This is a genomic window from Catellatospora bangladeshensis (assembly GCF_016862575.1).
Taxonomy (GTDB): Bacteria; Actinomycetota; Actinomycetes; order Mycobacteriales; family Micromonosporaceae; genus Catellatospora; species Catellatospora bangladeshensis.
The window spans coordinates 337,765-360,572 of record NZ_BONF01000008.1 but is presented as its reverse complement, the minus strand read 5'-3'; the positions used below and the strand labels follow the sequence as shown (position 1 = coordinate 360,572).

Sequence of the window (22,808 nt, the reverse complement as noted above, 5' to 3'; positions counted from 1 at the left end):
CGTGAACTGTGGGTGCGACACGCGCCATTCGGGCAAATCCCTAACAGTTCGCGCAAGATCGACGGGATCTTGACGGGGTGGCGCGGGGCCGGGGCGGGTGGGGCGGCAGAGTGAGCGCGTGAAGATCTTCTTGGCGGGGCCGGTGTGAGCGCGGACGCCGGTAAGGCCGTCGGGGTGGGGCTGGCCGTGCTCGGCGGGGCGTGCCTGGCGCTGCAGTCGCGGATCAACGGGGAGCTGGGGCGGCAGCTGGGTGACGGCATCGCGGCGGCGACCGTGTCGTTCGGGGTCGGGCTCGTGGTGCTGCTGCTGGCGCTGCCGTGGATGCACCGCAACGCGCGGCGCATCCTGGCCGCGCTGCGCTCCGGCGAGCTGCGCTGGTGGCAGTGCGTCGGCGGGGCCTGCGGGGCGTTCCTGGTCACGACGCAAGGGCTGACCGTGCCGCTGCTCGGGGTGTCGGTGTTCATCGTGGCGGTGGTCGCGGGGCAGTCGGCGTCGAGCCTGGCCGTGGACCGGTTCGGGGTGGGACCGGGCGGGGTGCACCCGGTGACGCGCAACCGCCTGATCGGCGCAGTGCTCTGCGTGGTCGCGGTGGTGATCGCGGTCGGGGACAGCTTCGGCGATCCGCGCGCCCTCGGGTTCGCGGCGCTGCCGCTGCTCGCCGGGGTCGCGGTGGCCTGGCAGCAGGGCGTCAACGGGCGGGTGGCCCGCGCGGCGGGCTCGCCGTGGCCGGCCACGCTGCTCAACTTCGCGGTCGGCAGCGCCGCGCTGCTGGTCGCGCTCGCGATCGAGTCCCTACTGCGCGGCGGCGGCCCGCCCGGCGCGTTCCCCGCCGAGCCCTGGCTCTACGTCGGCGGCCCGCTCGGCATCGTGTTCATCGCGATCTCCGCGGCGGTGGTGCACCGGATCGGCGTACTCCTGCTCGGCCTGGGCATGATCGCGGGCCAGATCCTCAGCGCCCTGGGCATCGATGCCCTCATCCCCGGCCCGGCAGGCCGCCCCGACCTCCTCACCATCACCGGCGCCCTGCTCACCCTCCTCGCCGTCCGCATCGCCGCCCGCGGCTGACCCGGCTCAACCTCGCGGCACCCTCGCGGCACCCTCGCCAAGATCATGTCGATCTTGCACGAAATGTTAGGGATATGACCGTTATGGGCGTGTCGCACCCACAGTTCACGCAAGATCGCCGCGGTGGAGGGGTGGGTGGGGTCAGGAACCAGCGGCGTCGAGTTTGGCTTTGGCGCCGTCGAGCCAGTGCTGGCAGATCTGGGCCAGCTTTTCGCCTCGTTCCCAGAGGGCGAGGGATTCTTCGAGGGTGCCGCCGCCGGATTCGAGTTTCTGGACCACCTCGGCTAGTTCGGCGCGGGCCTGCTCGTAGGAGAGGGGCTCGGGCTGCTTGGCGGGCATGGTCACTCCTTGGTCTCGGTGACGGTGGCGGTGAGTTCGCCCTCTGCGAGTCTGATGCGCAGGGGGTCGCCGGGGGTGACGTCGGTGGCGGCGCGGGCCACGTGGCCGTCGGGGCGCTGCACGATGGCGTACCCCCGGGAAAGGGTGGCGGCGGGGGAGAGAGCCCGCAGGCGGGCCAGGGTGTGGGTGAGGTCGCCCTCGGCGCGGTGCAGGCGGTGGGTGAGGGCGCGGGCGGCGCGGTCACGCAGGGCGGTGACCTCGGTCGCCCGGGTCTCGATCATCTGGTACGGCTTGGCCAGCGCCGGCCTGCTGCGCAGGCTGTCGAGGCGCTGCTGCTCGCGCTCGACGCGATGGCGCACCGCTCGCGTCAGCCGCCCTCTGGCCTGCTCGATCAGGCGGATCTCGTCACCCAGATCGGGGACCACCCGCTTGGCCGCGTCGGTCGGCGTGGACGCGCGTACGTCGGCCACCCAGTCCACCAGCGGCGTATCCGGTTCGTGCCCGATCGCGGAGATCACCGGCGTACGGCAGGCGAACACCGCCCGGCACAGCGCCTCGTCGGAGAAGGGCAGCAGGTCCTCCACCGAGCCGCCGCCGCGCGCCATGATGATCACGTCGACGCTCTCGTCGGCGTCGAGCAGCTGCAGCGCTCCGATGATCGACGGCACCGCGGTCGGCCCCTGCACGGTCACCGGCACCACCCGGAAGTCGACGGACGGCCAGCGGCGCCGCGCGTTGGTGAGCACGTCCCGCTCGGCCGCGCTGGCCCGCGCCGTGATCAGCCCGATGCGCTGCGGCAGGAACGGCAGCCGCCGCTTGCGGCGCGGGTCGAACAGGCCCTCGGCCTGCAGCAGCTTCTTCAGCTGCTCCAGCCGGGCGAGCAGCTCGCCCAGGCCGACCTGGCGGATCTCGTCGGCGCGCAGGCTGAGCGTGCCGCGCTGGGCGAACCACTCCGGCTTGGCGTGCACGATCACCCGGGCGCCCTCGTTCAGCTCCGGCGCGCCCCGGTCCAGCACCTCGCGCCCGGTGGTGACGGTCAGGCTGAGGTCGGCGGACGGGTCACGCAGGGTGAGGAACACCGTCTGCGAGCCGGGCCGCCGGGAGAGCTGCGCCACCTGTCCGTCGACCCAGATCCACCCGAGTCGCCCGATCCAGGCACTGATCTTCTGGCTGACCACTCTTACGGGCCACGGCTGCTCCGCCGAGCTCTGCTCCGTCACAGGGCTCACCATAGGCCGCCGGTACGATGGTCTGGTGGTTGAGACTCCTCGCAAGCGTGTTCTGCTGGCCAAGCCCCGTGGTTACTGTGCCGGCGTCGACCGCGCCGTGCAGACCGTCGAAGAGGCGCTGAAGCTGTACGGCGCCCCGATCTACGTGCGCAAGGAGATCGTGCACAACAAGCACGTGGTGAGCACGTTGCAGGCCAAGGGCGCGATCTTCGTCGAGGAGAACGAGGAGGTCCCCGAGGGCTCGACCGTGATCTTCTCGGCGCACGGCGTGGCGCCGGTGGTGCACGACCAGGCGCGCGAGCGCAACCTCAAGGCGATCGACGCCACCTGCCCGCTGGTGACCAAGGTGCACCAGGAGGCCCGCCGCTTCGCCGCCGACGACTACGACATCCTGCTGATCGGCCACGAGGGCCACGAGGAGGTCATCGGCACCTCCGGCGAGGCCCCCGAGCACATCCAGCTCGTCGACGGCCCGGAGGGCGTGGCCAACGTCACCGTCCGCGACCCGAACAAGGTCGTCTGGCTGTCGCAGACCACGCTCAGCGTGGACGAGACCATGGAGACCGTGGCCCGGCTCAAGGAGAAGCTCCCGCTGCTCCAGTCGCCGCCCAGCGACGACATCTGCTACGCCACGCAGAACCGTCAGCAGGTGATGAAGCAGATCGCCCCCGACTGCGACGTGATCCTGGTCGTCGGCTCCCGCAACTCGTCGAACTCGGTCCGCATGGTCGAGGTCGCCGTCAACGCCGGCGCCCGCCAGGGCCACCTGATCGACTTCGCCCACGAGATCGACCCGGCCTGGCTGGAGGGCGCCACCACGGTCGGCCTCTCCTCCGGCGCGAGCGTCCCCGAGGAGCTGGTCATCCAGGTGCTGGCCCGCCTCGCCGAGTTCGGCTTCGCCGACGTCGAGGAGGTCGTCACGGTCCAGGAGCGCCTGACCTTCTCCCTCCCCCAGGAACTGAAGCGCGACATGAAAGCCGCCCGCTAAAAGGAAGGGCACCTTCTTAACGCTATGCGTAGAAGAAGGTGCCCTTCTTAACGTCTGCCGGTCTGGCGTGCCCGCTCAGGGGCAGCGCTCAGGCTCGTCCTCCCACTTGTAGCCGATCGCGCGGTGGAACGCGCGGCCGCCGGGCGGGACCGTCTTCGGGATGGCCGCGTCGGTGGCCACGATGTACCACGACACCCTGCAGTCCGGCTGGTCCGTGACCAGCTTCATGTCGAGCGTCGGCTGCGCCTGGGTCAGATAGCCCACCTTCGAGGCGAACAGCTTCGACGAACCGTCCGCCTGGTAGACGTAGCTGGCCCAGAGCACTCGCCGCCGCTGCCCCGGGCACCACTTCACGGGCTTCTCCTCCATCCCGCTCACCCGGAAGGTGAAAGAGCCGTCGGCCTTGGGCACGTTCGCCGAGACGGTGCCGAAGGGCGTACAGGCTGGTTTCGGCGCCGGAGCGGGGCTGCGCGGCGGCGGGGGCGACGGCTTCGCGCTCGGCTTCGGCGCCGCCGAGGCTGCCGGGCTGGGCAGGGTGCTCGCGCCGGGGCTCGGGATGGCGGCGAGCTGCGCCGCGGCGGACAGATCCGCCTCGCCGGGGCCGGCGCTCGGCGCGGCCGCCGCCGGGACGGTCGCCGGATCGCCGTCCGAGGTCCGCATCAGCACCCCGCCCAGCAGCACACTGGCGACCGCGGCGACGGCGGACCACAGGACCAGGTTGCGGTACAGGTGGCGCGGGCGGGCGACCGGGCCGGTCTCGCTCATCGGCTCTCCACATCGGGCTCGGGCGACTCCTGGAGCCTAGGCCGCACCGCTTTTCCGCAGATCGCCTGTCCGGCCGAACCCGCGAGCGTTAAGAAGGGCACCTTCATCTACGCATAGCGTTAAGAAGGTGCCCTTCCTTTCAGAGGAGTTCGGGGGCTTGGGGCTGGCGGGGGGCTATGTCGAGGGGCTTCTGCTCGGGGAGGTCGTCGCCGGTGACGCCGAGTTCGGTCATGCGGCGGGCGGTGACCAGGACGCGCTGTTCGAGGGAGCCGATGGCGGCGTTGTAGGCCGTGACCGACCCGCTCAATGACGAGCCGAGCTTGGTGAGGTGGCCGCTGACCGTGCCCAGGCGGGCGTATAGCTGCTTGGCGAGTTCGTGGATCTGCAGGGCGTTGCGGGACAGGGCCTCCTGGCGCCAGGTGTAGGCGACCGTACGCAGCAGCGCCACCAGCGTCGACGGGGTGGCCAGCACCACGTTGCGGGCGAACGCGTGCTCCAGCAGCGCCGGATCGCGCTGCAGCGCGGCGTCCAGGAACGGGTCGGCGGGCACGAACAGCACCACGAACTCTGGCGTCGCCTCGAACGCCTGCCAGTACGCCCGCCCGGCCAGGATGTCCACGTGCGACTTCAGAGCACGCGCGTGCGCGTCGAGGTACGTGTCGCGCTGGCGCTCGTCGCGGGACTCCAGCGCGGTCAGGTACGCGTCGAGCGGCACCTTCGCGTCCACCACCACGCTGCGCCCGCCGTGCAGGCGGACCACCAGGTCGGGGCGCACCACGGCGATGTCGGCGCTCACGTCGCGCAGCGCGGTGACCTGCTCGTCGAAGTCGCAGTGGCGCAGCATCCCGGCCGCCTCGACGATGCGGCGCAGCTGGTGCTCGCCCCACCGGCCGCGCACGTGCGAGGTGCGCAGCGCCGCGACGAGCTGGCTCGTCTCCATCCGCAGCGACGCCGACACCTCGGCCGAGGCGCGCACCTGCTCGCGCAGCTGGGCGTACGCGTCGACGCGATCGTGCTCCATCTCGTTGACGCGCTGCTCGTAGCGCCGCAGCGTGTCGTGCAGCGGGGCCACGGCGCGGGCCACGGCCTCCTGCGACTGCGCGGTCGCCTCGAACGACAGCGCGCGCATCGCCTGCTCCAGCCGCGCCTCCCCGGCCTGGGTGGCGTCGAGGGTCGCCTGCAGCCGGGCCGTCTCGGTCGCGGTGCTCGCGCGGGCGGCGAGCCAGCCCAGCCCACCGCCCGCGAGAAGGCACACGACCACGATCGCGAGAGTCTCCACGGCTCCAATGTGCCATCCGCGATCACCCGTGCCGTGGCGACACCACGCCCGATGTCAAGCCGTGACGAAGTCCGCCAGGTGCTGCGACTGGGCCAGCCGGCTGGGCTCGTGCACGTACATCATGTGCCCGGCCTCGTAGTACTTGAACTCGACGTTGCCGCGCAGCTCGGCGGGGATCTCCAGGTGCGCGAACGTGTGCTCCGAGGCGTAGTACGGCGTCGCGCCGTCGTGGTAGCCGCAGGCCACCTGCACCCGCAGGTGCGGGTTGGCGCGCATCGCGGCGGCCAGCTTGTCAGCCACGTTGATGTGCTGCCCCTCGAACTCCTTGAACGACCACGGGTGCACGTCGCTGCTGATCGCCCGGTACGGCAGGTCGTTGTGGAAGCCCAGCTCGCCGCGCAGGTAGTGGTTGATCGCCGCGGTGTACGGGCCCATGATCGCGTCGAAGGACGGGTCGCTGGTCCAGTGCTCCCGGCCGTAGTCGGCGTCCCAGCCGGTGAACCGCCCGTCCAGCCGCCCGACCGTGCGCCGCCGCGAGCGCAGCAGCTCGGTGAAGTAGCGCACGTGCTCCGGGCGCAGATCCACCCGGTCCACGTAGTCCTCGCTCAGGCCGGTGAGCCGGGCCAGGCGGGAGACGGTGTCGGCACGCTGCTCCCCGCTCAGCCGGGCGCCCCGGTCCAGCGCCCAGGGGTAGTCGCGCTCGGCGAACTCCTCCGCCTCGGCCAGCACCTCGGGCAGCGGGCGGTCGCCGTGCAGGCCGTGGTAGTGCGCGATGGCCGCGTAGGTGGGCAGGAACAGCGGGTACGCCAGGTCCAGGTGGGGGTGGAACTCCAGGGTGCCGATGTTGAGCACGCTGGAGACCAGCATCAGGCCGTTGAGCCACATGCCGTGCCGGTCCTGCAGGTGGTGGGCCAGCGCCGCGGCGCGCAGCGTGCCGTAGGACTCGCCGCACAGGAACTTCGGCGAGGTCCAGCGCCCGTGCCGGGAGGTCCACAGCCGGATCAGCTCGCCGACGCTCTCCACGTCGCCGGTGAAGCCGTGGTAGTCCTTGCTCTTGCCGCCCTTGACCGCCCGGGAGTAGCCGGTCGACACCGGGTCGATGAAGACCAGGTCGGAGTGCTGCAACAGGGTCTCGGTGTTGTCGGTCAGCCCGTACGGCGGGCCGGTGAGCGCCCCCGCGTCGCCCATCACCACCCGGCGCGGGCCGAGCAGGCCCAGGTGCAGCCATACGCTGGACGACCCGGGGCCGCCGTTGAAGGCGAACGTCACCGGCCGCGTCCCCGGGTCGGCCCCGTCCAGCGTGTACGCGACGACGAACATCTCGGCCTTGGCCTTGTGCCCGTCGAACGCGTCCTCGGTGTGCGACTCCCCGCGCAGCACGATCCGGCCCGCGGTGGCGGTGTAGCGCAGGCCGGCGACCTGGTGATGGGTGACGCTGAGGTCGTCGGCCGGCTCGGTGTCGGGGGTCGCCGCACCGTTCTTGCTCTGCTCGTCTGCCATGGCGACAGACCCTACTGCGCAGGCGGCTAGGCCGCCGCTCCCCGGCGCAGGCCGATGCTGCTCCCGGTCTCCAGCCGGTAGCCGAAGCCGTGCACGGTCGACAGCGCCGCGCCGTGCTCGCCGAGCTTGGCCCGCACCCGGCGCACGTGCACGTCGACGGTGCGCTCGCCGCTGAACTCGTGCCCCCACACCGCCCGCATCAGCTGCAGCCGGGTGAACGCCGCCCCGGTGTGCCGGACCAGGAAGAACAGCAGCTCGAACTCGCGGCGGGTGAAGCGCACCGGAGCGCCGTCGACGTCGACGGTGCGGCTGACCGTGTCGATGACCACCGGGGTCACCGTCGCCACGGCGGCGGGCGCGGGTGCCGGGGTGGCGATCTCGCCGTCCCAGATCGTGTCACGCAGCGGCTCGGCGTCGGCCAGCGCGTGCACCAGCCGGGTGGCGGCGCTCGCCGCGTCCGGGCCGGTCAGCTTGAGGGTGAGCGTGACGGTGAGCGGCTCGTCCGCGCCGTCCGGGATGTGGGCGGCGGGGGACTGGCCGAGCAGGGTGGGGAGTGCCGCGTCGGTGTACGCGGACTCGGGCAGCAGGGTCGTCGTCATGTCGAAACTCCTGGTCGTTGCGGGATCGCGGGTGGGCTGCGGTGCGAGCGACCGGCGACATCGGAATGTGCGCTGCACGTGACCCTCCACGAGCGACTCAGCAATACCCGGCCAGCTTAACTCCTCAACTCCTATCGGTCTAGTAGGAAATTAAATCCCCTCGACCCGGTCGACGACGCGCCGCCACTTCGTGCGGAAAGCTCCCACCATGCCGTGAGTACAGCCTGGTGGGAGCTTTGCGAACCGGGTGGCGCTCAGGCGCGGTGGGCGGCCTCGTGGGCGAGCAGCCAGCGCTTCACGTCCAGTCCCCAGCGATAGCCGCCGAGCGAGCCGTCGGTACGCAGCACCCGGTGGCACGGCACGATCAGCGCGACCTGGTTGCGGGCGCAGCCCTGCGCCGCCGCGCGGACCGCCGCCGGGCGCCCGGTCAGCTCGGCCAGCCGGGTGTACGTGATCGGCCCGTCCAGCGTGCGCAGCATGTCCCAGCACTGCTCCAGGTACGCCGTGCCGTGCTGCGCGACCGGGACGGCGTCCAGCGCCGCCAGATCGCCGCCGAAGTAGGCGCGCACCGCGTCCACCGCCTTCTCCGGCACCTCGCCCGGGGCGGCCCAGCCCTCGGGCAGCTCGGTGCCGAAGACCGCGGCGGTGACGGCGGCGCCGTCGCCGGTCATGGTGAACGGACCGGCGGGAGTCTCTATCGTGATCATGCTGCTCTCCAGAGTCGGATCTGTGCGTACGAGCGCCACGGCCGCCAGCGTTCGGCATGCCGGGCGAGCGCCGCGGGGTCGTCGGGCAGGCCCAGCGCCTTCGCGCCGCGCCGGGTGCCCAGGTCGGTGGTCAGCAGGACGTCCGGGTCGCCGAGCGCCCGCAGCGCCACGTAGTCGGCGGTCCAGGGGCCCACTCCCGGCAGCGCCAGCAGCGCCTCCCGGGTCGCGGCCCGGTCGCTGCCCGCGTCCAGCCGCAGCCCGTCCCGCACCGCCTCGGCCAGCGCCCGCACCGTCCGCCGCCGCGCCCCCGGCATCGCGAACACCTCATCCGGCAGCGCCAGCACCTGCTCCGGCGTCGGGAACCCGGGCATCGTGCCCTGACCCGGCTGCAGTTTCGGGGAAACTGCAGCCAGGCGGGCTGACATTCCCGCAGTTTCCCCGAAACTGCCGCTCCGTTCGGCGGCCGTGCGGGTTCCTGGACGGTCGTCCAGGCCGGTGGCGGGGTGCCGGGTTGGTGCGGGCCGCCCGAGCTCGGCGTCGTCGAGGGCGGCTGCGGCGGCGCAGAGGCGGGCGAGGACGGTGCGGGCGCCGGAGACGCTGATCTGCTGGCCGACCACGGCGCGGACGGCCATCTCGAACCCGTCCACGCTGCGGGGCAGGCGTACCCCCGGCTCGGCGGTGACCGCCGCGCTCAGCGCGGGATCGGCGCCCAGCACCGCGTCGACCGCCGCCGGGTCGGCGTCCAGGTCCAGCAGCCGCCGGCAGCGCGCCACCGCCGGGGTCAGATCGCGCACGTCGCTCAGGTGCAGCAGCGCCGCCACGTGCCCGTCCTCGGGCCACAGGGTGGCCGTCGCCGGGCCGTGCGGCAGCCGCAGCGCCCGCGTGTAGCGCCCGTCCCGGAAGTCGTCGACCCCCGCGATCGTGCGCATGGCGAGGAACCCGAACAGCGATGCCGCGTGCAGCGGCGCCCGGTAGCTCAGCTTGAGCGACACCGTGCCGTCCACCGGCGCGTCCTCGCGCCGCAGCGCCGACGGCGCACACCCGTACACCTCGCGGAAAGTGTCGTTGAACTGCCGGATGCTGCCGAACCCCGCCGCGAACGCGATCTCCGACAGGCTCAGCCCCGTCTTGCCGATCAGCGTCTTGGCCGTCTGCGCCCGCTGGGTCCGGGCCAGCGCCAGCGGCCCCGCCCCCAGCTCCTCGGTCAGCAGCCGATGCAGATGCCGCTCGGTGTACCCGAGCCGCGACGCCAGCTCCGGCACCCCGCCCCGATCCACCACTCCGTCCCCGATCAGCCGCACCGCCCGCGCCGTCACATCGGCCCGGCTGTCCCACTGCGCCGACCCCGGCACCGCATCCGGCGCACACCGCTTGCACGCCCGGAACCCGCTCCGCGCCGCCGCCGCCGCACTCGGAAAGAACCGGCAGTTCTCCACCTTCGGCGTCTTCGCCGGACACGACGGCCGACAGTAAATCCCCGTCGACGTAACCCCGGTCCAAAACACCCCGTCAAACCGCGAGTCCCGACTGCTCACCGCCCGGTAATACCTATCCACCCCCCCACCCTCCCCCGCCCCCACCCCCACCGCTAGCGGAAATCGGACCTCACCCCTCTCCCGCGCCGATCTTGCGTGAGCTGTGGGTACGACACGCGCTAACCGGGCAAAAGGGCAACACTTCGCGCAAGATCGACGTGATCTTGAGGGGCTGGTCACGCGCGGGGCGGGCAAGGGGTGGGGATAGACGGGGTGGGACGTAAGCTGTTCTGTCGTGAGCCTCAGCATCGGGATCGTCGGCCTGCCCAACGTCGGCAAGAGCACCCTGTTCAACGCGTTGACCCGCAACAACGTGCTCGCGGCGAACTACCCGTTCGCCACGATCGAGCCCAACGTGGGCGTGGTGGGGCTGCCCGACGCGCGGCTGGACAAGCTCGCCGAGATCTTCAGCTCGCAGCGCATCCTGCCCGCGCCGGTGAGCTTCACCGACATCGCGGGCCTGGTCAAGGGCGCCTCGAAGGGGCAGGGCAAGGGCAACGCGTTCCTCGCCAACATTCGCGACGTCGATGCGATCTGCCAGGTCGTCCGCGCCTTCAGCGACCCGAACGTGGTGCACGTCGACGGCAAGGTCTCGCCGAAGGACGACATCGAGACCATCAACACCGAGCTGATGCTCGCCGACCTGCAGACCGTCGAGAAGGCGCTGCCCCGGCTGGAGAAGGAGGCCAAGCTCCGCAAGGACCGCGCAGGCATCCTCGCCGCCGCGAAGGCCGCCCGTGACCTGCTCGACAGCGGCACCACCCTGTTCGCCGGCGCCGCCAAGGCCGGCATCGACCTCGCCGAGCTGCGCGAGCTGCACCTGATGACCGCGAAGCCGTTCCTGTACGTCTTCAACGTCGACGAGGCCGAGCTGGGCAACGAGGAGTTCCTGAACGAGCTGCGCGCGCTGGTCGCCCCGGCCGAGGCCGTGTTCATGGACGCGAAGATCGAGTCCGAGCTGATCGACCTGTCGCCCGAGGAGGCGGCCGAGATGCTGGAGGCCATCGGCCAGTCCGAGCCCGGCCTCAACCAGCTGATCCGGGTCGGCTTCGGCACCCTCGGCCTGCAGACCTACCTCACCGCGGGCCCGAAGGAGGCGCGCGCCTGGACCATCCCGGTCGGCGCGACCGCCCCCGAGGCCGCCGGTGTCATCCACAGCGACTTCCAGCGCGGCTTCATCAAGGCCGAGATCGTGGCGTACGACGACCTCGTCGCGGCGGGCTCCATGGCGGCGGCGAAGGCCGCCGGGCGGGTCCGCATGGAGGGCAAGGAGTACGTCATGGCCGACGGCGACGTGGTGGAGTTCCGCTTCAACGTCTGAGCACCGAAGACAGCGCTTCTCGCGCGATCCGGCTGGATCCGGTGACCGGGCTTTACTTCAATGCCCGGTCACCGGATCCAGCCGGCCCCCGTTTCCCCTGGAAGGTCAACCGCGCCGGTCGGCCTGGCGGAGCATCTCGTCTGTCTCGGGGTCGGGCAGCAGCTCCCGGACCTCCTGCGCGCAGCGGCAGGCGACGGCCATCTTGGCGGCCCACTCCAGCGCTTCTTCGCGGGTGGCCACCTCGACCACGGAGAACCCGCCGACGACCTCCTTGGTCTCCGGGTAGGGGCCGTCGGTGACCATCCCGTCCGTGGCCACGATGCTCGCCCGCTGCCGTTCCAGCCCCGCGCCGTACACCCACACCCCGGCGTTCACGGCCTCCTGGACCACCGCGTGCGAGGCCTTGCCCACGTCGGCCATCTCCTCGGCGGGGATGTGGTCCATCGCGCCGTCATTGAACGAGATCAAGTATCGCGTCATCACGTGACTCCCTGGTCCGGGCGGCTTCCTCCGGCCGCCGTTCACCTCTGCTACGAACGGCTCGCCTGAGATCCGACGCTATACCCGAAGATTTATTGAAGGCGCGCCGTACACGAGCGGCCCGCGGCCGGGTGACGGTGCATCGCGGGGCCGGGAGAGGATCAGGCATGCGCGCGATCACGACGCCTCCCGCGATCTCCGCCGGTGTTCTCTCCGCCGGTCCCCAGCCGATGCTGGCCGCGCCGGGTGACCTGCTCCTGCGCCCGTGGGAGGCGGCCGACGCGCCGGTCTTCCTGGCCGCGTACCAGGATCCGGCCATCCGGCAGTGGCACACCCGCCAGCCGTCGTCGCAGCAGCAGGTCCTCGACTGGTTCGCGCAGTACCGCCAGGCGTGGGCGCAGGAGACCGGGGCGAGCTGGGCGGTGACCCGTGGCGGCGGCGAAGTGCTCGGCCGCCTCGCGCTGGGCAGCGTGAACCTGGACGACGGCGTCGCGGGCTGCGCGTACTGGGTGCTCCCCGCCGCGCGCGGTGCCGGGGTGGCCTCCCGGGCGCTGAACGCGCTGAGCGTATGGGCGCTGGCCGAGGCCCGGTTCCACCGGCTGCACCTGGACCACTCGACCCGCAACCACGCCTCCTGCCGGGTCGCCGTCAAGGCGGGGTTCGTCCTGGAGGGCACCAAGCGCAGCGACGCCGTACACGCCGACGGCCGCCACGACATGCACCTGCATGCCCGCATCAGGAGCGACGTCGCGGGCCGTCACTGACGAGCGGCGATGTCATAGGCTGCGAAGCCCCTCGGCGAGAAGAGACGACGTGAGCCACCACCCGGCGCAGACCCTCAGGTTCCTGGTCCCCGCGATCCTGCTCACGGCCGCGGGGCTGTTCTGCACGGCTCTCGCCCTCGACGATCCCCAGTCCACCGAGTCCGCGTTCTACTCGGTGCTCGCCAACGTGCTGCTCGTCCTCGGCGTGATCAACTTCGCGGTCCACGCGGTCGCGGTGCTGCTGCGCCGCCACGAGATGTGGCGCAACAGCCACTTCGTCGAGGTCACCGAGACCGAGGAGTGAGATCAGGCGGCGTCCGGGTTGCTCAGGACGTAGCGCAGGAAGCCGCTGTGCGGGGTGTAGCGGTCGTACAGGGCGCGGGCCCGGTAGTTGTTCTCCCGGGTCTGCCAGTAGAGCCGGGACCAGCCGTTGGCGCGGGTCAGCTCCCACAGCCGGTCGATCAGCAGGCCGCCGACGCCCCGGGTACGCGCCGCCGGGTCTACGAAGAGGTCCTGCAGGTAGCAGACCGGGGCGAGGGCGGACGTGCTCTCGTGCAGCAGGTAGTTGGCGATGCCGACGACCTCCCCGCCGCTCTCCGCGACGATCGCGTACACCGGCGCGTGCTCGTCCATGATCCGCGCCCAGGTGTGCCGGGTGATCTCCTCGACAGGTTCGCGCTCGTAGAAACGGGTGTAGGCGTCCCACAGCTCGCGCCAGCGGGGCTCGTCAAGGGCGGTCACGGGCCGGATCACCACGTTGATCATGGATGAGGATGGTACGCGCCTCCGGTCAGCGCCGGTCGGCCCCGAGCCGCCCGGCGAGCGCGACCAGGCCCGCGTCGGCGGCGCGGCCCGCGTACCCCAGCACGGTGGCGGGCGCGAGCATGACGACCCAGGACGGCGTGCCGGGAAACGTGTCGCTCCAGGCTAGGCACAGCGCGACGGCGGGGCACCAGAGTAGGACGGTGATGATCTCGGAGGCGATGCGCCACGGCCGCGGCAGCCCGTAGATGCCCTGCGGCTGTTCGTCCGGCGCGACCGGGACACCGGTGATCCGCGCCTGTCGGCGAGCGAGGGCACGCTCCTCGAGGTCGATCGCGAACAGTGCCGCGACCTGCGCCACGCTCACGACCGCCGCCGTGGCGAGCCACCACGGGGTCTCCGGGTAGCCGCTGCGGACCAGCACGAGCAGCGGCAGCCCGAGCAGGACCAGGGCGGCCGTGTGCCGGGCGACCCGGCCGGGCATGGTGTGCGGGGAGCGGAGCGCGCTCATGGAACCTCCGGTCGGGGATGACCGGATCATGGTGAGCTACGGCGCCGGCTTCCGCTACCCTGCCGGCGGGGGACGGTTCACTCGCTGAGGGACCGGTAGGCGGCTTCGACGCGGGCGGCCATGCCGATCTCGGCGTCGGTGAGGGCGCCGTTGTCCCCGGCGCAGAGCTGGATCTGGGTGCGGCCGTCGAGGCGGCGGATGTGGGGGCGGATCCCGAAGGTGTCCGCGGCGACCGAGATGCGCTCGGTCATCACCGCGTGCTGGGTGTCGTCCAGGGGAAGGGTGCGCTTCAGGCAGTCGCCCTCGTGGACCCAGCCCTTGAGCTGCGAAAGTGCGTCGCTGATGTAGTCGCGTCGCTGGCCCCGTCTCCAGACCGCGCCCATCCGCACCTCCGATACCTCCCAGGCGGCTGATACCGGCTTGTGGCCGAATCTTGTCCGCGCCGACACTTCGGTGAGACCTATCCTGCCTGCAATCTCGGCGCGTGTCCACGCGCACAAAACCGACTTCCTGCACTTCACGGGACGGTGTGTGCAGCGCGGACTCGTCCGGTGACACCGCGTTCACCATGACGGCCGTTTGTCTGGCACGCTGTCCGCCGTGCCTAACTTCTCCTCCGAGATCCGAATCATCGTCGGTGCTGCCATCATCTCCGACGGGCGCGTGCTGGCCTGTGAGCGTTCCGAACCGGCCGAGGTGGCCGGACGGTGGGAGTTTCCTGGCGGAAAGGTGGAGCCGGGCGAGACGGAGCACGACGCGCTGGTCCGAGAGTGCGAGGAGGAGCTGGGTGTCCTCGTCGAAGTCGGCGAGCGCGTAGGCGACGACGTCCTCCTCGGCCACGGCCGCGCCGTCCTCAAGGTCTACACCGCAACCCTCATCAAGGGCGTCCCCCAGCTCATCGAACACGCCCAGCTCCGCTGGCTCGCCGCCGACGAACTCCACACCGTCCCCTGGCTCCCCGCCGACGCCCCCATAGTCGCCGCCCTCCCCAAATACCTCCCCTAACCACCCCCCCACCCTCTCTCCCGCGCCGATCTTGCGTGAAGTGTGGGTATGACACGCATAAAACGGTCATATCCCTAACACTTCGCGCAAGATCGTCGTGATCTTCGGGCTAGCGCCAGGGGGTGAGGAGGGGGCGCAGGGTGGTGAGGATGCGGGTGGGGTGGGCGTAGAGGTCGCGGTCGGTGAAGTGGCGCATGCGCCAGCCCTGGGCGGCGAGCCAGTTGCCGCGGTAGCGGTCGTGGCGGAGGCGGTCGTGGGTCAGGTGGGTCTGGCCGTCGTATTCGGCGCCGACCTTGAGTTCCTCGTAGCCGAGGTCGAGGCGGAAGCGGCCGACTTCGAGCTGTGGCTCGGGGCGGGGCAGGCCGCCGTCGATGATGACCAGCCTGAGCTGGCTCTCCTGGCGGCACTCGGCGCGGCCGTCGGCCAGGGGCACCAGCTCGCGGGCCTGGCACACGCCGCGCAGGCCGCCGTGCGTGACGAGTTCGGCGGCCAGCAGATCGAGGGAGACCGCGTCGGCGCGCAATGCGGCGTCGAGGATGGGCAGGGCGTCGATGCGGCGCACCGTGCGGGTCAGGGTCACCGCTACCCGCTCGGGCGGTAGCAGCGGGACGCCGTGCAGCCAGATCGGCTCCGGGAGCGGGAGCACGGACTCGCCCGCCCGGACGCCGGTCAGCCTGGGGTGGGCGTACCCCTGCGGGATCGTGACGTGGATCAGCGGGGAGGGCGAGACGCCGAAGCCGTACCAGGTCGCCGCGGTGGGCCCGGACAGCCTGGCCTCCGCCGGCAGCAGCGTGAACAGCGCCTGCACCCGGCTGATCTCGTCGGTGTCGAGCGCGTAGACGCCGCGCCAGGGTCGCCGCAGGTCACCGCGGCGGTGCGCCGTCCGCAGGTTCTGAACCGAGATGCCCTCAGCGCTGAGCTGCCGGAACGTGGCGGGAACAGACATGAGGGAGAGGGTGCGGGCCGATGGAGCAAAGCTCCACCCGCACCGCACCCTCTCCTGTGGACAACCCCACCCTTGTGCACAACCCCCTGATCAAGCCGCCCCTGTGCTATGGGGTCGGCTCAAGATCGCGTTGATCTTGCGCGAAGTGTTAGGGATATGACCGGTTTATGCGTGTCGTACCCACAGTTCGCGCAAGATCGGCGCAACAAGAGGGGTCAGCGGTCGGGGTGGTAGTAGTTGAGGGACTTGGGGTCTACGGGGAACGTGATGTTGTCGCCGAAGGGGCTCGCGGCCGCGGAGCGGTCGGAGAGCATTTCGTTGAGGTTCACGTGTCCCTGGGCGTTGACCTCGGGGCCCTGGGGGGCGCGGGTCTCGCGGCCGAAGTCGACGGGGGCCTTGTCGTCGGCCACGGTGACGGGGCCGGCGTGCACGGTCGGGCCGGCCGGCACGGTGGTGGCCAGCTGGTCACGGCGGAGAATCTTGCGTCCGAATACCACGAGCGGATCATAGCGGCGATCCACGACCCGTTCCTTCATGGGGATGATGGCGTTGTCGGTGATCTTGATGTGCTCGGGGCAGACCTCGGTGCAGCACTTGGTGATGTTGCAGTAGCCGAGGCCCTGGGACTGCTGGGCGATCTCCTTGCGGTCGTGCCGGGCGTCCAGCGGGTGCATGTCCAGCTCGGCGGCGCGGATGAACAGGCGCGGCCCGGAGAAGGGCGGCTTGTTCTCCTCGTGGTCGCGGACCACGTGGCAGGTGTTCTGGCACAGGAAGCACTCGATGCACTTGCGGAACTCCTGCGAGCGGTCGACGTCGACCTGCTGCATCCGGTACTCGCCCGGCTCGACGCCCGGCGGGGGCGCGAACGCCGGCATCTCGACGGCCTTCTGGTAGTTGAAGGACACGTCGGTGACCAGGTCGCGGATGACCGGGAAGGTGCGCAGCGGGGTGACCGTGATGGTCTCGTCGTCCTCGAAGGTCGACATCCGGGTCATGCACCCCAGCCGGGGCATGCCGTTGATCTCCATCGAGCATGAGCCGCACTTGCCCGCCTTGCAGTTCCAGCGGCAGGCCAGGTCGGGTTCCTGGGTGGCCTGCAGCCGGTGGATGACGTCGAGCACGACCTCACCCTCGTTGACCTCGACCTGGTAGTCGTTCAGCTGGCCGCCGGACCCGTCGCCCCGCCAGACCTTGAATTGACGCAGGGTCACGACAGCTCCTCTTCCGTCATGTACTTGGCCAGCTCGGACTTCTCGAACAGGGCGAGCAGGTCGGGGGTCATCGTCGGGATCGGCTGGTGGGTCAGGTCCACGTCGCCGTCGGGGGTGAGCGAGCAGATCAGGTTGACCTGGCGCCACTTCGAGCTCATCTTCGGGAAGTCCTCGCGGGTGTGGCCGCCGCGCGACTCCTCGCGCTCCAGCGCCGCCTTGGCGGTGCACTCGGAGACGACGAGCATGTTGCGCAGGTCCAGGGCCAGGTGCCAGCCCGGGTTGTAGCGGCGGCCGCCGGCCGCGCCGACCTTGCGGATGCGCTCGCGCAGCTCGGCGAGGCGGTTCAGCGACTCCTCCAGCTCGCCCTTGCGGCGGATGATGCCGACCAGGGTGCCCATCACGTCCTGCAGGTCGCTCTGCAGGGTGTACGGGTTCTCGCCGCCGTCGCGGGCCAGCGGGGTGAGCGCCTCCTCGACCGCCGCGGCGACCTGGGTGTCGTCCACCTTGGGCCGCTTGCCCAGCCCGTCGGTGTACGCGGCGGCGTACTCGCCCGCGCGCTTGCCGAAGACCAGCAGGTCGGACAGGGAGTTGCCGCCGAGGCGGTTGGAGCCGTGCATGCCGCCGGAGACCTCGCCGGCCGCGTAGAGGCCGAGCACGCCCGGCGTGGCCGCCGAGTCGGGGTCGACCTCGACGCCGCCCATGACGTAGTGGCAGGTCGGGCCGACCTCCATCGGCTGCGAGGTGATGTCCACGTCCGCCAGCTCCTTGAACTGGTGGTACATGGAGGGCAGCTTCTTGAGGATCTCCGCGGCGGGGCGGCGCGAGGCGATGTCCAGGTAGACGCCGCCGGCCTTGGTGCCGCGACCGGCCTTGACCTCGGAGTTGATGGCGCGGGCCACCTCGTCGCGGGGCAGCAGCTCCGGGGGGCGCCGGTTGTTGTCGGGGTCGGTGTACCAGCGGTCGCCCTCCTCGGGCGTCTCCGCGTACTGCTTGCGGAAGACGTCGGGGACGTAGTCGAACATGAACCGCTTGCCCTCGGTGTTCTTGAGGACGCCGCCGTCGCCGCGGACCGACTCGGTGACCAGGATGCCCCGCACCGACGGCGGCCACACCATGCCGGTCGGGTGGAACTGCAGGAACTCCATGTTGATCAGCTTCGCCCCGGCGCGCAGCGCCAGCGCGTGACCGTCGCCGGTGTACTCCCACGAGTTCGAGGTGACCTTGTACGAGCGGCCCACGCCGCCCGTCGCGAGCACCACCGCGGGGGCCTCGAACAGCACGAACTCGCCGGACTCGCGGTAGTAGCCGAAGGCGCCCGCGATCCGCTTCTCGCCGGTGGACGAGTCGAGCAGCAGCTCGGTGATGGTGCACTCGGCGAAGACGCGCAGGCGGGCCTGGTAGTCGCCGTACTTGGCCTTGTCCTCCTGCTGCAGCGAGACGATCTTCTGCTGCAGGGTGCGGATCAGCTCCAGGCCGGTGCGGTCGCCGACGTGGGCCAGGCGCGGGTACTCGTGGCCGCCGAAGTTGCGCTGCGAGATCTTGCCGTCCTTGGTCCGGTCGAACAGGGCGCCGTAGGTCTCCAGCTCCCAGATCCGGTCCGGCGCCTCCTTGGCGTGCAGCTCGGCCATCCGGTAGTTGTTCAGGAACTTGCCACCGCGCATGGTGTCGCGGAAGTGGACCATCCAGTTGTCGTTCGAGTTCACGTTGCCCATGGCGGCGGCCGCGCCGCCCTCGGCCATGACCGTGTGCGCCTTGCCGAACAGCGACTTCGAGATGATGGCGACCTTCTTGCCGGCCAGCCGCGCCTCGATCGCGGCGCGCAGACCCGCGCCGCCGGCGCCGATCACGACGACGTCGTACCAGTGCTTCTCAATGTTGACCATCTGTGTCACCTCTCGCGGCTCAGCCGATGAACCGCAGGTCGGGCCACCAGTGCGCGGCCAGGCCCATGATGTAGAAGTCGGTGATCGCCAGCGTCGCCAGCGTGATCCAGGCCAGGCCCATGTGGCGCGCGTTCAGCTTGGACACGAAGGTCCACGCGCGGTAGCGCACCGGGTGCTTGGAGAAGTGCTTCAGCCGCCCGCCGATGATGTGGCGGCAGGAGTGGCACGAGATCGTGTACGCCCACAGCATGATCACGTTGATCCACAGGATCACGTTGCCCAGGCCGAACCCGAAGCCGGTCGGCGAGTGCATCGCCAGGACGGCGTCCCAGGTGTTGATGAGCGAGATCAGGGCCGCCGCGTAGAAGGCGTAGCGGTGCGCGTTCTGGAAGATCAGCGGGAAGCGGGTCTCGCCGGAGTACTTCGCGTGGCCGTCGGGCACGGCGCAGGCCGGCGGGGACAGCCAGAACGACCGGTAGTACGCCTTGCGGTAGTAGTAGCAGGTGAGCCGGAAGAGCAGCAGGAACGGCAGGGACAGCGCCGCGAACGGGATGAGCGGGTTGTCCGGGATGAACCGTCCGAACTCCGCTGCCGCCGGATAGCAGCCCTTGGAGACACAGGGGGAGTAGAACGGGGTCAGGTAGTGGTAGGCGTCGATCCAGTACCACTTCTGCATGAACACCCGGACCGTCGCGTACACCACCCAGGCGGTGAGCCCGATGACCGTGAGTACCGGCGCGAGCCACCAGCGGTCTGTACGCAACGTCTTGGCGTCGATCGCGGCGCGCGGTTTCGCGCCGGTCGGCCTCGTTGCCGTCGTCGTCATCTCTTCGTCGCTCCCTGAGCTACCAGTGGGGAACACGTGCGTGGATCAATCACGGACACGTTACGCCGAAAGATGTCGATCATGTGACCGGGGACACTGTGACGTACGGCATCGCGGCCCAGTCGTCCTCGGACACGGATCACGCGCCGACCCCCGCTTGATCACCTGTCTTGCCTGGCAAACGGGCGAATTGCGAGCGCGGATACGCCCATCTGCCAGGCAAGTCGGACGATCAAGAAAGCCGCCGTCAGCCGCCGGCGCCGCCGGTGATGTTCCACGAGGCGAGGTGGAGGGCGGGCGACGCCCAGGCGCCGAGGAACATTCGCGACGGTTGCGGGACCGCCTCGGCGCCCACGGCGAGCACCGCGCCGGGGCCCAGCGCCTGCGGGTAGAGCTGGGTGAAGCGCATGTTGCGCACCGGGCGGGTGACCTCGCCGTCCTCGATCAGCCAGACGCCGTTGCGGGTGAGGCCGGTCAGCGCCAGCGTGCGCGGGTCGAGCACCCGGGTGTACCAGAGATCGGTGATGAGCAGGCCGCGGGCCACCCGCGACACCATCTCGGCCACCGTCGCCGAGCCGGGGGCGAAGCCCAGGTTCTGCGGGGTCGGGCCGAACGCCGGGCCGAACGCTCCGGCGTGGCCGGTGGACGTGCCGCCGCCGGTCGCGGCCGTGCGCCGGTCCTGCGCGAGCGCCGCGGTCACCCCCTTCTCGACCAGCGCCAGCCGGGTCCGCGGGGTGCCCTCGGCGTCGTACGGCTCGCGCGGGTCGTCGTACAGCGTGATCGCCTCGTCGAACTGCTGCGTGCCGGGCTCGGCGAAGCAGCGGCGCTCCTGGTACGCCTTGGCGTTGAAGCCGAAGTAGGAGAAGTTGGTGAGCAGGTCGGACACGGCCTCGGGTTCGAGCACCACCTCGTACCGGCCGGGCGGCAGCTCGATCGGGTCGGCCTGGCCCCGGGCCTTGGCGGCGGCGCGCGTGCCGAGCGCCGCCCCGTCCAGCTCGGACAGGCTGATGCCGGACCGGCGCGCCACGCCGTCGGCCCCCGCGTCGCGGGCGATGCCGTCCATGTCGGCGGTGGTCGCCGCGGCGCTCAGCGCCTGGCCGGCCGAGTTGCGGAAGGCGCCGGTCCAGTAGCCGGTCTGGCAGTAGCCGGCCGTCTCCAGCCCGCCCGCCGCGTCGACGAAGTCGCGTACGCGCGCGGCGCGGTCGTCGGGGGACGCGTCCCGGGTCGCCGCGTCGGCCTCGCCGGCCAGCGCGAGCGGGGCGGGCGGCGTCAGGCCGGGCCAGCCCGGGTCGCGCGGCGCGGAACGGACCGCGGTCGCGGTGCGGGTCACCAGCGAGGTCAGCCCCTCGGGGCTGGTCAGCGTGGTGGTCGTGGAGACGGTCCGCCCGTCGAGGTGCGCGCGCAGCCGCACGCCGACCGTGTCCTCGGTGACGTTCTGGTGGATGCGCGAGTTGGCGAACCGGGTCAGCGCCCGGTGCACCGCGTCGGCGCTCACCTCGATCTCGGCCCCGGGCAGCTCGCGTACCGCCAGGTCGAGCACCTGCTCGGCGATCTTGTCGATGCTCATGCGCGCACCCCCACGCGGACGTTCTGGAAGCGGGCCGGGGCCGACGGGTGGCCGGTGTGCCCGGACTGCGTGGGCTGGCCCTTGCCGCAGTTCGGGGTGCCCCAGTACTCGATGTCGCGGGAGAGCATGTCCATGGACTGCCAGAACTTCGGCCCGATGCCGGTGTAGGTGGGGTTGCGCAGCATCCGGCCCCGCTTCCCGTTCTTCACCTCGTACGCGATCTCGCAGCCGAACTGGAAGTTGAGCCGCTTGTCGTCGATGGACCAGGAGCGGTTGTTCTCCATGAACACCCCGTCCTCGGTCTCGGCGATGATCTGCTCCAGCGTGTGCGGGCCGGGCTCCAGCCCGACGTTGGTCATCCGCACCATGGGCAGCCGGGCCCAGCCGTCGGCCCGCACGCTGCCGCCGTAGTCGAGTCCCGCCAGCGCCGCCGAGTCGCGCCCGGCCAGCACGCCGACCCAGATGCCGTCCTTGACGGCGTACCGCTTCTGCGCCGGGGTGCCCTCGTCGTCGAAGCCGAAGCTGCCCAGCGCGCCGGGCAGGGTCGGGTCGATGGTGACGTTCATCAGCTCCGAGCCGTAGCGCAGGCTGCCGAGCTGGGCGAGGTCCAGCCAGGAGGTGCCCGCGAACGCGGCCTCCCAGCCGAGGATGCGGTCCAGCTCGATGGCGTGCCCGACCGACTCGTGGATCTGCAGGAACAGCTGCTCGGGGCCGAGGATCAGGGTGGTCTCGCCGGCCGGGCAGAGCGGCGCGGTGAGCAGCGCGCGGGACTCCTCGGCCAGCCGCGGCGCGTGCGCGAGCAGGTCGAGGCCCTGCACCAGCTCCCAGCCCTGCGTGCCGTACTGGCCGCGGGAGGCGGGGTAGGAGCGCACCTGCGTCTCGCCCTCGCCGATCGAGGTGGCCTGGATGCCCGCGCCGCACTCGCGCACGTGCTGGTCGATGCGGTGACCCTCGCTGGACGTGAACCACTTGCGGGTGTCCCAGATCTGGTAGAGCGCGGTGGCCTGGTCCGCGCCGTGCTCGACCATGGTCTTGGTGGCGTGGGTGAGCAGGTCGCCCTTGTCCGACAGCGGCACCGCCAGCGGGTCGACGCGGCATTCGCTGACCCAGGTGGCCTGGCTGACCGTGGTCGGGACCAGGTCGGCGGCGGGCCCGGCGACCCGGGCGCTGGCCTTGGCGATGGCCGTGGCGCGGGCCCCGGCCAGGCGGGCGGCGCTGTCGGACAGGTCCGGCACGGCGTAGAAACCCCAGCTCGAACCGACCAGCGCGCGTACGCCGATCCCGGCGGACTCGTCCGAGTTGAGGTCCTCGACCTCACCGTTGCGCGCGTCCATGGACTCGTAGCGCCGGTGCATCACCCGCGCGTCGGCGTAGCGCGCGCCCGCGTCCAGGGCCGCCGCCACCGCCGCCTCCGCGACGTCGAAGAAGCTCATGATCGCCACCCTAGTCCGATGGCTCCCGTCGCGTCGCCCACGTGCCGTGATCGCCCGGCTCGCGGCACTCGCGTTGATCGTCCGACTTGCCTG

24 protein-coding genes are annotated in these 22,808 nt (G+C 71.2%); 6 read left to right on the top strand and 18 right to left on the bottom strand.

The features are described 5' to 3' along the window. The first annotated feature begins 144 nt into the window (after window positions 1–144). Complete coding sequence (locus Cba03nite_RS06695) at window positions 145–1,065, top strand: DMT family transporter (protein WP_239125515.1); 921 nt, start codon at window positions 145–147, stop codon at window positions 1,063–1,065. A gap of 141 nt (window positions 1,066–1,206) precedes the next feature. On the opposite strand, the gene Cba03nite_RS06690 is transcribed toward Cba03nite_RS06695, so the two are convergent. Next, complete coding sequence (locus Cba03nite_RS06690; protein ID WP_203743076.1) at window positions 1,207–1,404, bottom strand: exodeoxyribonuclease VII small subunit; 198 nt, start codon at window positions 1,402–1,404, stop codon at window positions 1,207–1,209. Between the two features lie 2 nt (window positions 1,405–1,406). Beyond that, window positions 1,407–2,624, bottom strand: a complete 1,218-nt coding sequence (gene xseA, locus Cba03nite_RS06685; protein ID WP_239125514.1) for an exodeoxyribonuclease VII large subunit — start codon at window positions 2,622–2,624, stop codon at window positions 1,407–1,409. Window positions 2,625–2,634: 10 nt separating this feature from the next. Here xseA and Cba03nite_RS06680 point away from each other — a divergent pair, with 10 nt between their 5' ends. Next, window positions 2,635–3,621, top strand: a complete 987-nt coding sequence (locus Cba03nite_RS06680) for a 4-hydroxy-3-methylbut-2-enyl diphosphate reductase (RefSeq protein ID WP_373315734.1) — start codon at window positions 2,635–2,637, stop codon at window positions 3,619–3,621. 75 nt (window positions 3,622–3,696) lie between these two features. Here Cba03nite_RS06680 and Cba03nite_RS06675 read toward each other — a convergent pair whose 3' ends face one another. From Cba03nite_RS06675 to Cba03nite_RS06650, 6 genes are all read right to left on the bottom strand, one after another. Next, window positions 3,697–4,386: a hypothetical protein gene (locus Cba03nite_RS06675; protein ID WP_203743072.1), complete on the bottom strand. Its 690-nt coding sequence runs from the start codon at window positions 4,384–4,386 to the stop codon at window positions 3,697–3,699. Between the two features lie 139 nt (window positions 4,387–4,525). Then, window positions 4,526–5,674, bottom strand: coding sequence for a DNA recombination protein RmuC (locus tag Cba03nite_RS06670; protein WP_203743323.1), 1,149 nt, complete (start codon window positions 5,672–5,674; stop codon window positions 4,526–4,528). Window positions 5,675–5,719: 45 nt separating this feature from the next. After that, window positions 5,720–7,165, bottom strand: coding sequence for a S10 family peptidase (locus tag Cba03nite_RS06665; RefSeq protein ID WP_203743070.1), 1,446 nt, complete (start codon window positions 7,163–7,165; stop codon window positions 5,720–5,722). Window positions 7,166–7,191: 26 nt separating this feature from the next. Further along, window positions 7,192–7,764: a winged helix-turn-helix domain-containing protein gene (locus Cba03nite_RS40210; protein ID WP_203743068.1), complete on the bottom strand. Its 573-nt coding sequence runs from the start codon at window positions 7,762–7,764 to the stop codon at window positions 7,192–7,194. Window positions 7,765–8,018: 254 nt separating this feature from the next. Then, entirely contained in the window at window positions 8,019–8,471 is a 453-nt protein-coding gene (locus Cba03nite_RS06655) for a methylated-DNA--[protein]-cysteine S-methyltransferase (protein ID WP_203743066.1), read from the bottom strand. After that, window positions 8,468–10,027 (bottom strand): DNA-3-methyladenine glycosylase 2 family protein, encoded by a 1,560-nt coding sequence (locus Cba03nite_RS06650; RefSeq protein ID WP_239125513.1) that lies wholly within the window; start codon window positions 10,025–10,027, stop codon window positions 8,468–8,470. Before Cba03nite_RS06650 ends, Cba03nite_RS06655 begins: the two co-directional genes overlap by 4 nt. 214 nt (window positions 10,028–10,241) lie before the next feature. Between Cba03nite_RS06650 and ychF the strand changes: the two genes are divergently transcribed. Next, complete coding sequence (ychF, locus tag Cba03nite_RS06645; protein ID WP_203743062.1) at window positions 10,242–11,327, top strand: redox-regulated ATPase YchF; 1,086 nt, start codon at window positions 10,242–10,244, stop codon at window positions 11,325–11,327. Window positions 11,328–11,432: 105 nt separating this feature from the next. Here the strand turns inward: ychF and Cba03nite_RS06640 are convergent, their stop codons facing one another. Further along, window positions 11,433–11,807 (bottom strand): YciI family protein, encoded by a 375-nt coding sequence (locus Cba03nite_RS06640; protein ID WP_203743060.1) that lies wholly within the window; start codon window positions 11,805–11,807, stop codon window positions 11,433–11,435. A 167-nt stretch (window positions 11,808–11,974) separates the two neighbouring features. On the opposite strand from Cba03nite_RS06640, the gene Cba03nite_RS06635 reads away from it, so the two are divergent. Both Cba03nite_RS06635 and Cba03nite_RS06630 read left to right on the top strand, forming a co-directional pair. Next, entirely contained in the window at window positions 11,975–12,571 is a 597-nt protein-coding gene (locus tag Cba03nite_RS06635; protein WP_203743058.1) for a GNAT family N-acetyltransferase, read from the top strand. 49 nt (window positions 12,572–12,620) lie between these two features. Then, on the top strand, window positions 12,621–12,875 hold the full coding sequence (locus Cba03nite_RS06630) for a hypothetical protein (RefSeq protein ID WP_203743056.1): 255 nt from the start codon (window positions 12,621–12,623) through the stop codon (window positions 12,873–12,875). A 2-nt stretch (window positions 12,876–12,877) separates the two neighbouring features. Here the strand turns inward: Cba03nite_RS06630 and Cba03nite_RS06625 are convergent, their stop codons facing one another. The 3 genes from Cba03nite_RS06625 to Cba03nite_RS06615 form a co-directional block, all read right to left on the bottom strand. Next, window positions 12,878–13,336 (bottom strand): GNAT family N-acetyltransferase, encoded by a 459-nt coding sequence (locus Cba03nite_RS06625; RefSeq protein WP_203743054.1) that lies wholly within the window; start codon window positions 13,334–13,336, stop codon window positions 12,878–12,880. Window positions 13,337–13,361: 25 nt separating this feature from the next. Further along, the gene (locus Cba03nite_RS06620; protein ID WP_203743052.1) at window positions 13,362–13,844 is read right to left on the bottom strand and encodes a hypothetical protein; all 483 of its coding nucleotides are present in this window, start codon (window positions 13,842–13,844) and stop codon (window positions 13,362–13,364) included. 77 nt (window positions 13,845–13,921) lie between these two features. After that, the gene (locus tag Cba03nite_RS06615) at window positions 13,922–14,227 is read right to left on the bottom strand and encodes a 4a-hydroxytetrahydrobiopterin dehydratase (protein WP_203743050.1); all 306 of its coding nucleotides are present in this window, start codon (window positions 14,225–14,227) and stop codon (window positions 13,922–13,924) included. A gap of 217 nt (window positions 14,228–14,444) precedes the next feature. On the opposite strand from Cba03nite_RS06615, the gene Cba03nite_RS06610 reads away from it, so the two are divergent. After that, window positions 14,445–14,849: a (deoxy)nucleoside triphosphate pyrophosphohydrolase gene (locus Cba03nite_RS06610; RefSeq protein WP_239125512.1), complete on the top strand. Its 405-nt coding sequence runs from the start codon at window positions 14,445–14,447 to the stop codon at window positions 14,847–14,849. Between the two features lie 109 nt (window positions 14,850–14,958). Here Cba03nite_RS06610 and Cba03nite_RS06605 read toward each other — a convergent pair whose 3' ends face one another. The 6 genes from Cba03nite_RS06605 to Cba03nite_RS06580 all read right to left on the bottom strand — a co-directional run bounded on the left by Cba03nite_RS06605 (window position 14,959) and on the right by Cba03nite_RS06580 (window position 22,715). Beyond that, on the bottom strand, window positions 14,959–15,795 hold the full coding sequence (locus Cba03nite_RS06605) for a type IV toxin-antitoxin system AbiEi family antitoxin (protein ID WP_203743048.1): 837 nt from the start codon (window positions 15,793–15,795) through the stop codon (window positions 14,959–14,961). A 215-nt stretch (window positions 15,796–16,010) separates the two neighbouring features. Continuing rightward, window positions 16,011–17,006: a succinate dehydrogenase/fumarate reductase iron-sulfur subunit gene (locus Cba03nite_RS06600; protein WP_203743046.1), complete on the bottom strand. Its 996-nt coding sequence runs from the start codon at window positions 17,004–17,006 to the stop codon at window positions 16,011–16,013. Beyond that, window positions 17,003–18,889 carry a fumarate reductase/succinate dehydrogenase flavoprotein subunit gene (locus tag Cba03nite_RS06595; protein ID WP_203743044.1) on the bottom strand — a complete coding sequence of 629 codons (1,887 nt, stop codon included), beginning with the start codon at window positions 18,887–18,889 and terminating at the stop codon, window positions 17,003–17,005. The genes Cba03nite_RS06600 and Cba03nite_RS06595 overlap by 4 nt, the downstream gene beginning before the upstream one ends. A gap of 19 nt (window positions 18,890–18,908) precedes the next feature. After that, on the bottom strand, window positions 18,909–19,715 hold the full coding sequence (sdhC, locus tag Cba03nite_RS06590; protein WP_203743042.1) for a succinate dehydrogenase subunit SdhC: 807 nt from the start codon (window positions 19,713–19,715) through the stop codon (window positions 18,909–18,911). A 247-nt stretch (window positions 19,716–19,962) separates the two neighbouring features. After that, on the bottom strand, window positions 19,963–21,282 hold the full coding sequence (locus tag Cba03nite_RS06585) for a TldD/PmbA family protein (RefSeq protein WP_203743041.1): 1,320 nt from the start codon (window positions 21,280–21,282) through the stop codon (window positions 19,963–19,965). Further along, entirely contained in the window at window positions 21,279–22,715 is a 1,437-nt protein-coding gene (locus tag Cba03nite_RS06580; RefSeq protein ID WP_203743039.1) for a TldD/PmbA family protein, read from the bottom strand. Before Cba03nite_RS06580 ends, Cba03nite_RS06585 begins: the two co-directional genes overlap by 4 nt. Between the last annotated feature and the right edge of the window lie 93 nt (window positions 22,716–22,808).

Bases quoted from the DNA above. Each gene is read 5' to 3' on its own strand.
- Cba03nite_RS06605 (WP_203743048.1), bottom strand. From the start codon at position 15,795: ATGTCTGTTCCCGCCACGTTCCGGCAGCTCAGCGCTGAGGGCATCTCG.
- Cba03nite_RS06620 (WP_203743052.1), bottom strand. From the start codon at position 13,844: ATGAGCGCGCTCCGCTCCCCGCACACCATGCCCGGCCGGGTCGCCCGG.
- Cba03nite_RS06675 (WP_203743072.1), bottom strand. From the start codon at position 4,386: ATGAGCGAGACCGGCCCGGTCGCCCGCCCGCGCCACCTGTACCGCAAC.
- Cba03nite_RS06665 (WP_203743070.1), bottom strand. From the start codon at position 7,165: ATGGCAGACGAGCAGAGCAAGAACGGTGCGGCGACCCCCGACACCGAG.
- sdhC (WP_203743042.1), bottom strand. From the start codon at position 19,715: ATGACGACGACGGCAACGAGGCCGACCGGCGCGAAACCGCGCGCCGCG.
- Cba03nite_RS06640 (WP_203743060.1), bottom strand. From the start codon at position 11,807: ATGACGCGATACTTGATCTCGTTCAATGACGGCGCGATGGACCACATC.
- Cba03nite_RS06635 (WP_203743058.1), top strand. From the start codon at position 11,975: ATGCGCGCGATCACGACGCCTCCCGCGATCTCCGCCGGTGTTCTCTCC.
- Cba03nite_RS06625 (WP_203743054.1), bottom strand. From the start codon at position 13,336: ATGATCAACGTGGTGATCCGGCCCGTGACCGCCCTTGACGAGCCCCGC.
- Cba03nite_RS06655 (WP_203743066.1), bottom strand. From the start codon at position 8,471: ATGATCACGATAGAGACTCCCGCCGGTCCGTTCACCATGACCGGCGAC.
- Cba03nite_RS06580 (WP_203743039.1), bottom strand. From the start codon at position 22,715: ATGAGCTTCTTCGACGTCGCGGAGGCGGCGGTGGCGGCGGCCCTGGAC.
- Cba03nite_RS06615 (WP_203743050.1), bottom strand. From the start codon at position 14,227: ATGGGCGCGGTCTGGAGACGGGGCCAGCGACGCGACTACATCAGCGAC.
- Cba03nite_RS06585 (WP_203743041.1), bottom strand. From the start codon at position 21,282: ATGAGCATCGACAAGATCGCCGAGCAGGTGCTCGACCTGGCGGTACGC.
- Cba03nite_RS06595 (WP_203743044.1), bottom strand. From the start codon at position 18,889: ATGGTCAACATTGAGAAGCACTGGTACGACGTCGTCGTGATCGGCGCC.
- Cba03nite_RS06690 (WP_203743076.1), bottom strand. From the start codon at position 1,404: ATGCCCGCCAAGCAGCCCGAGCCCCTCTCCTACGAGCAGGCCCGCGCC.
- Cba03nite_RS40210 (WP_203743068.1), bottom strand. From the start codon at position 7,764: ATGACGACGACCCTGCTGCCCGAGTCCGCGTACACCGACGCGGCACTC.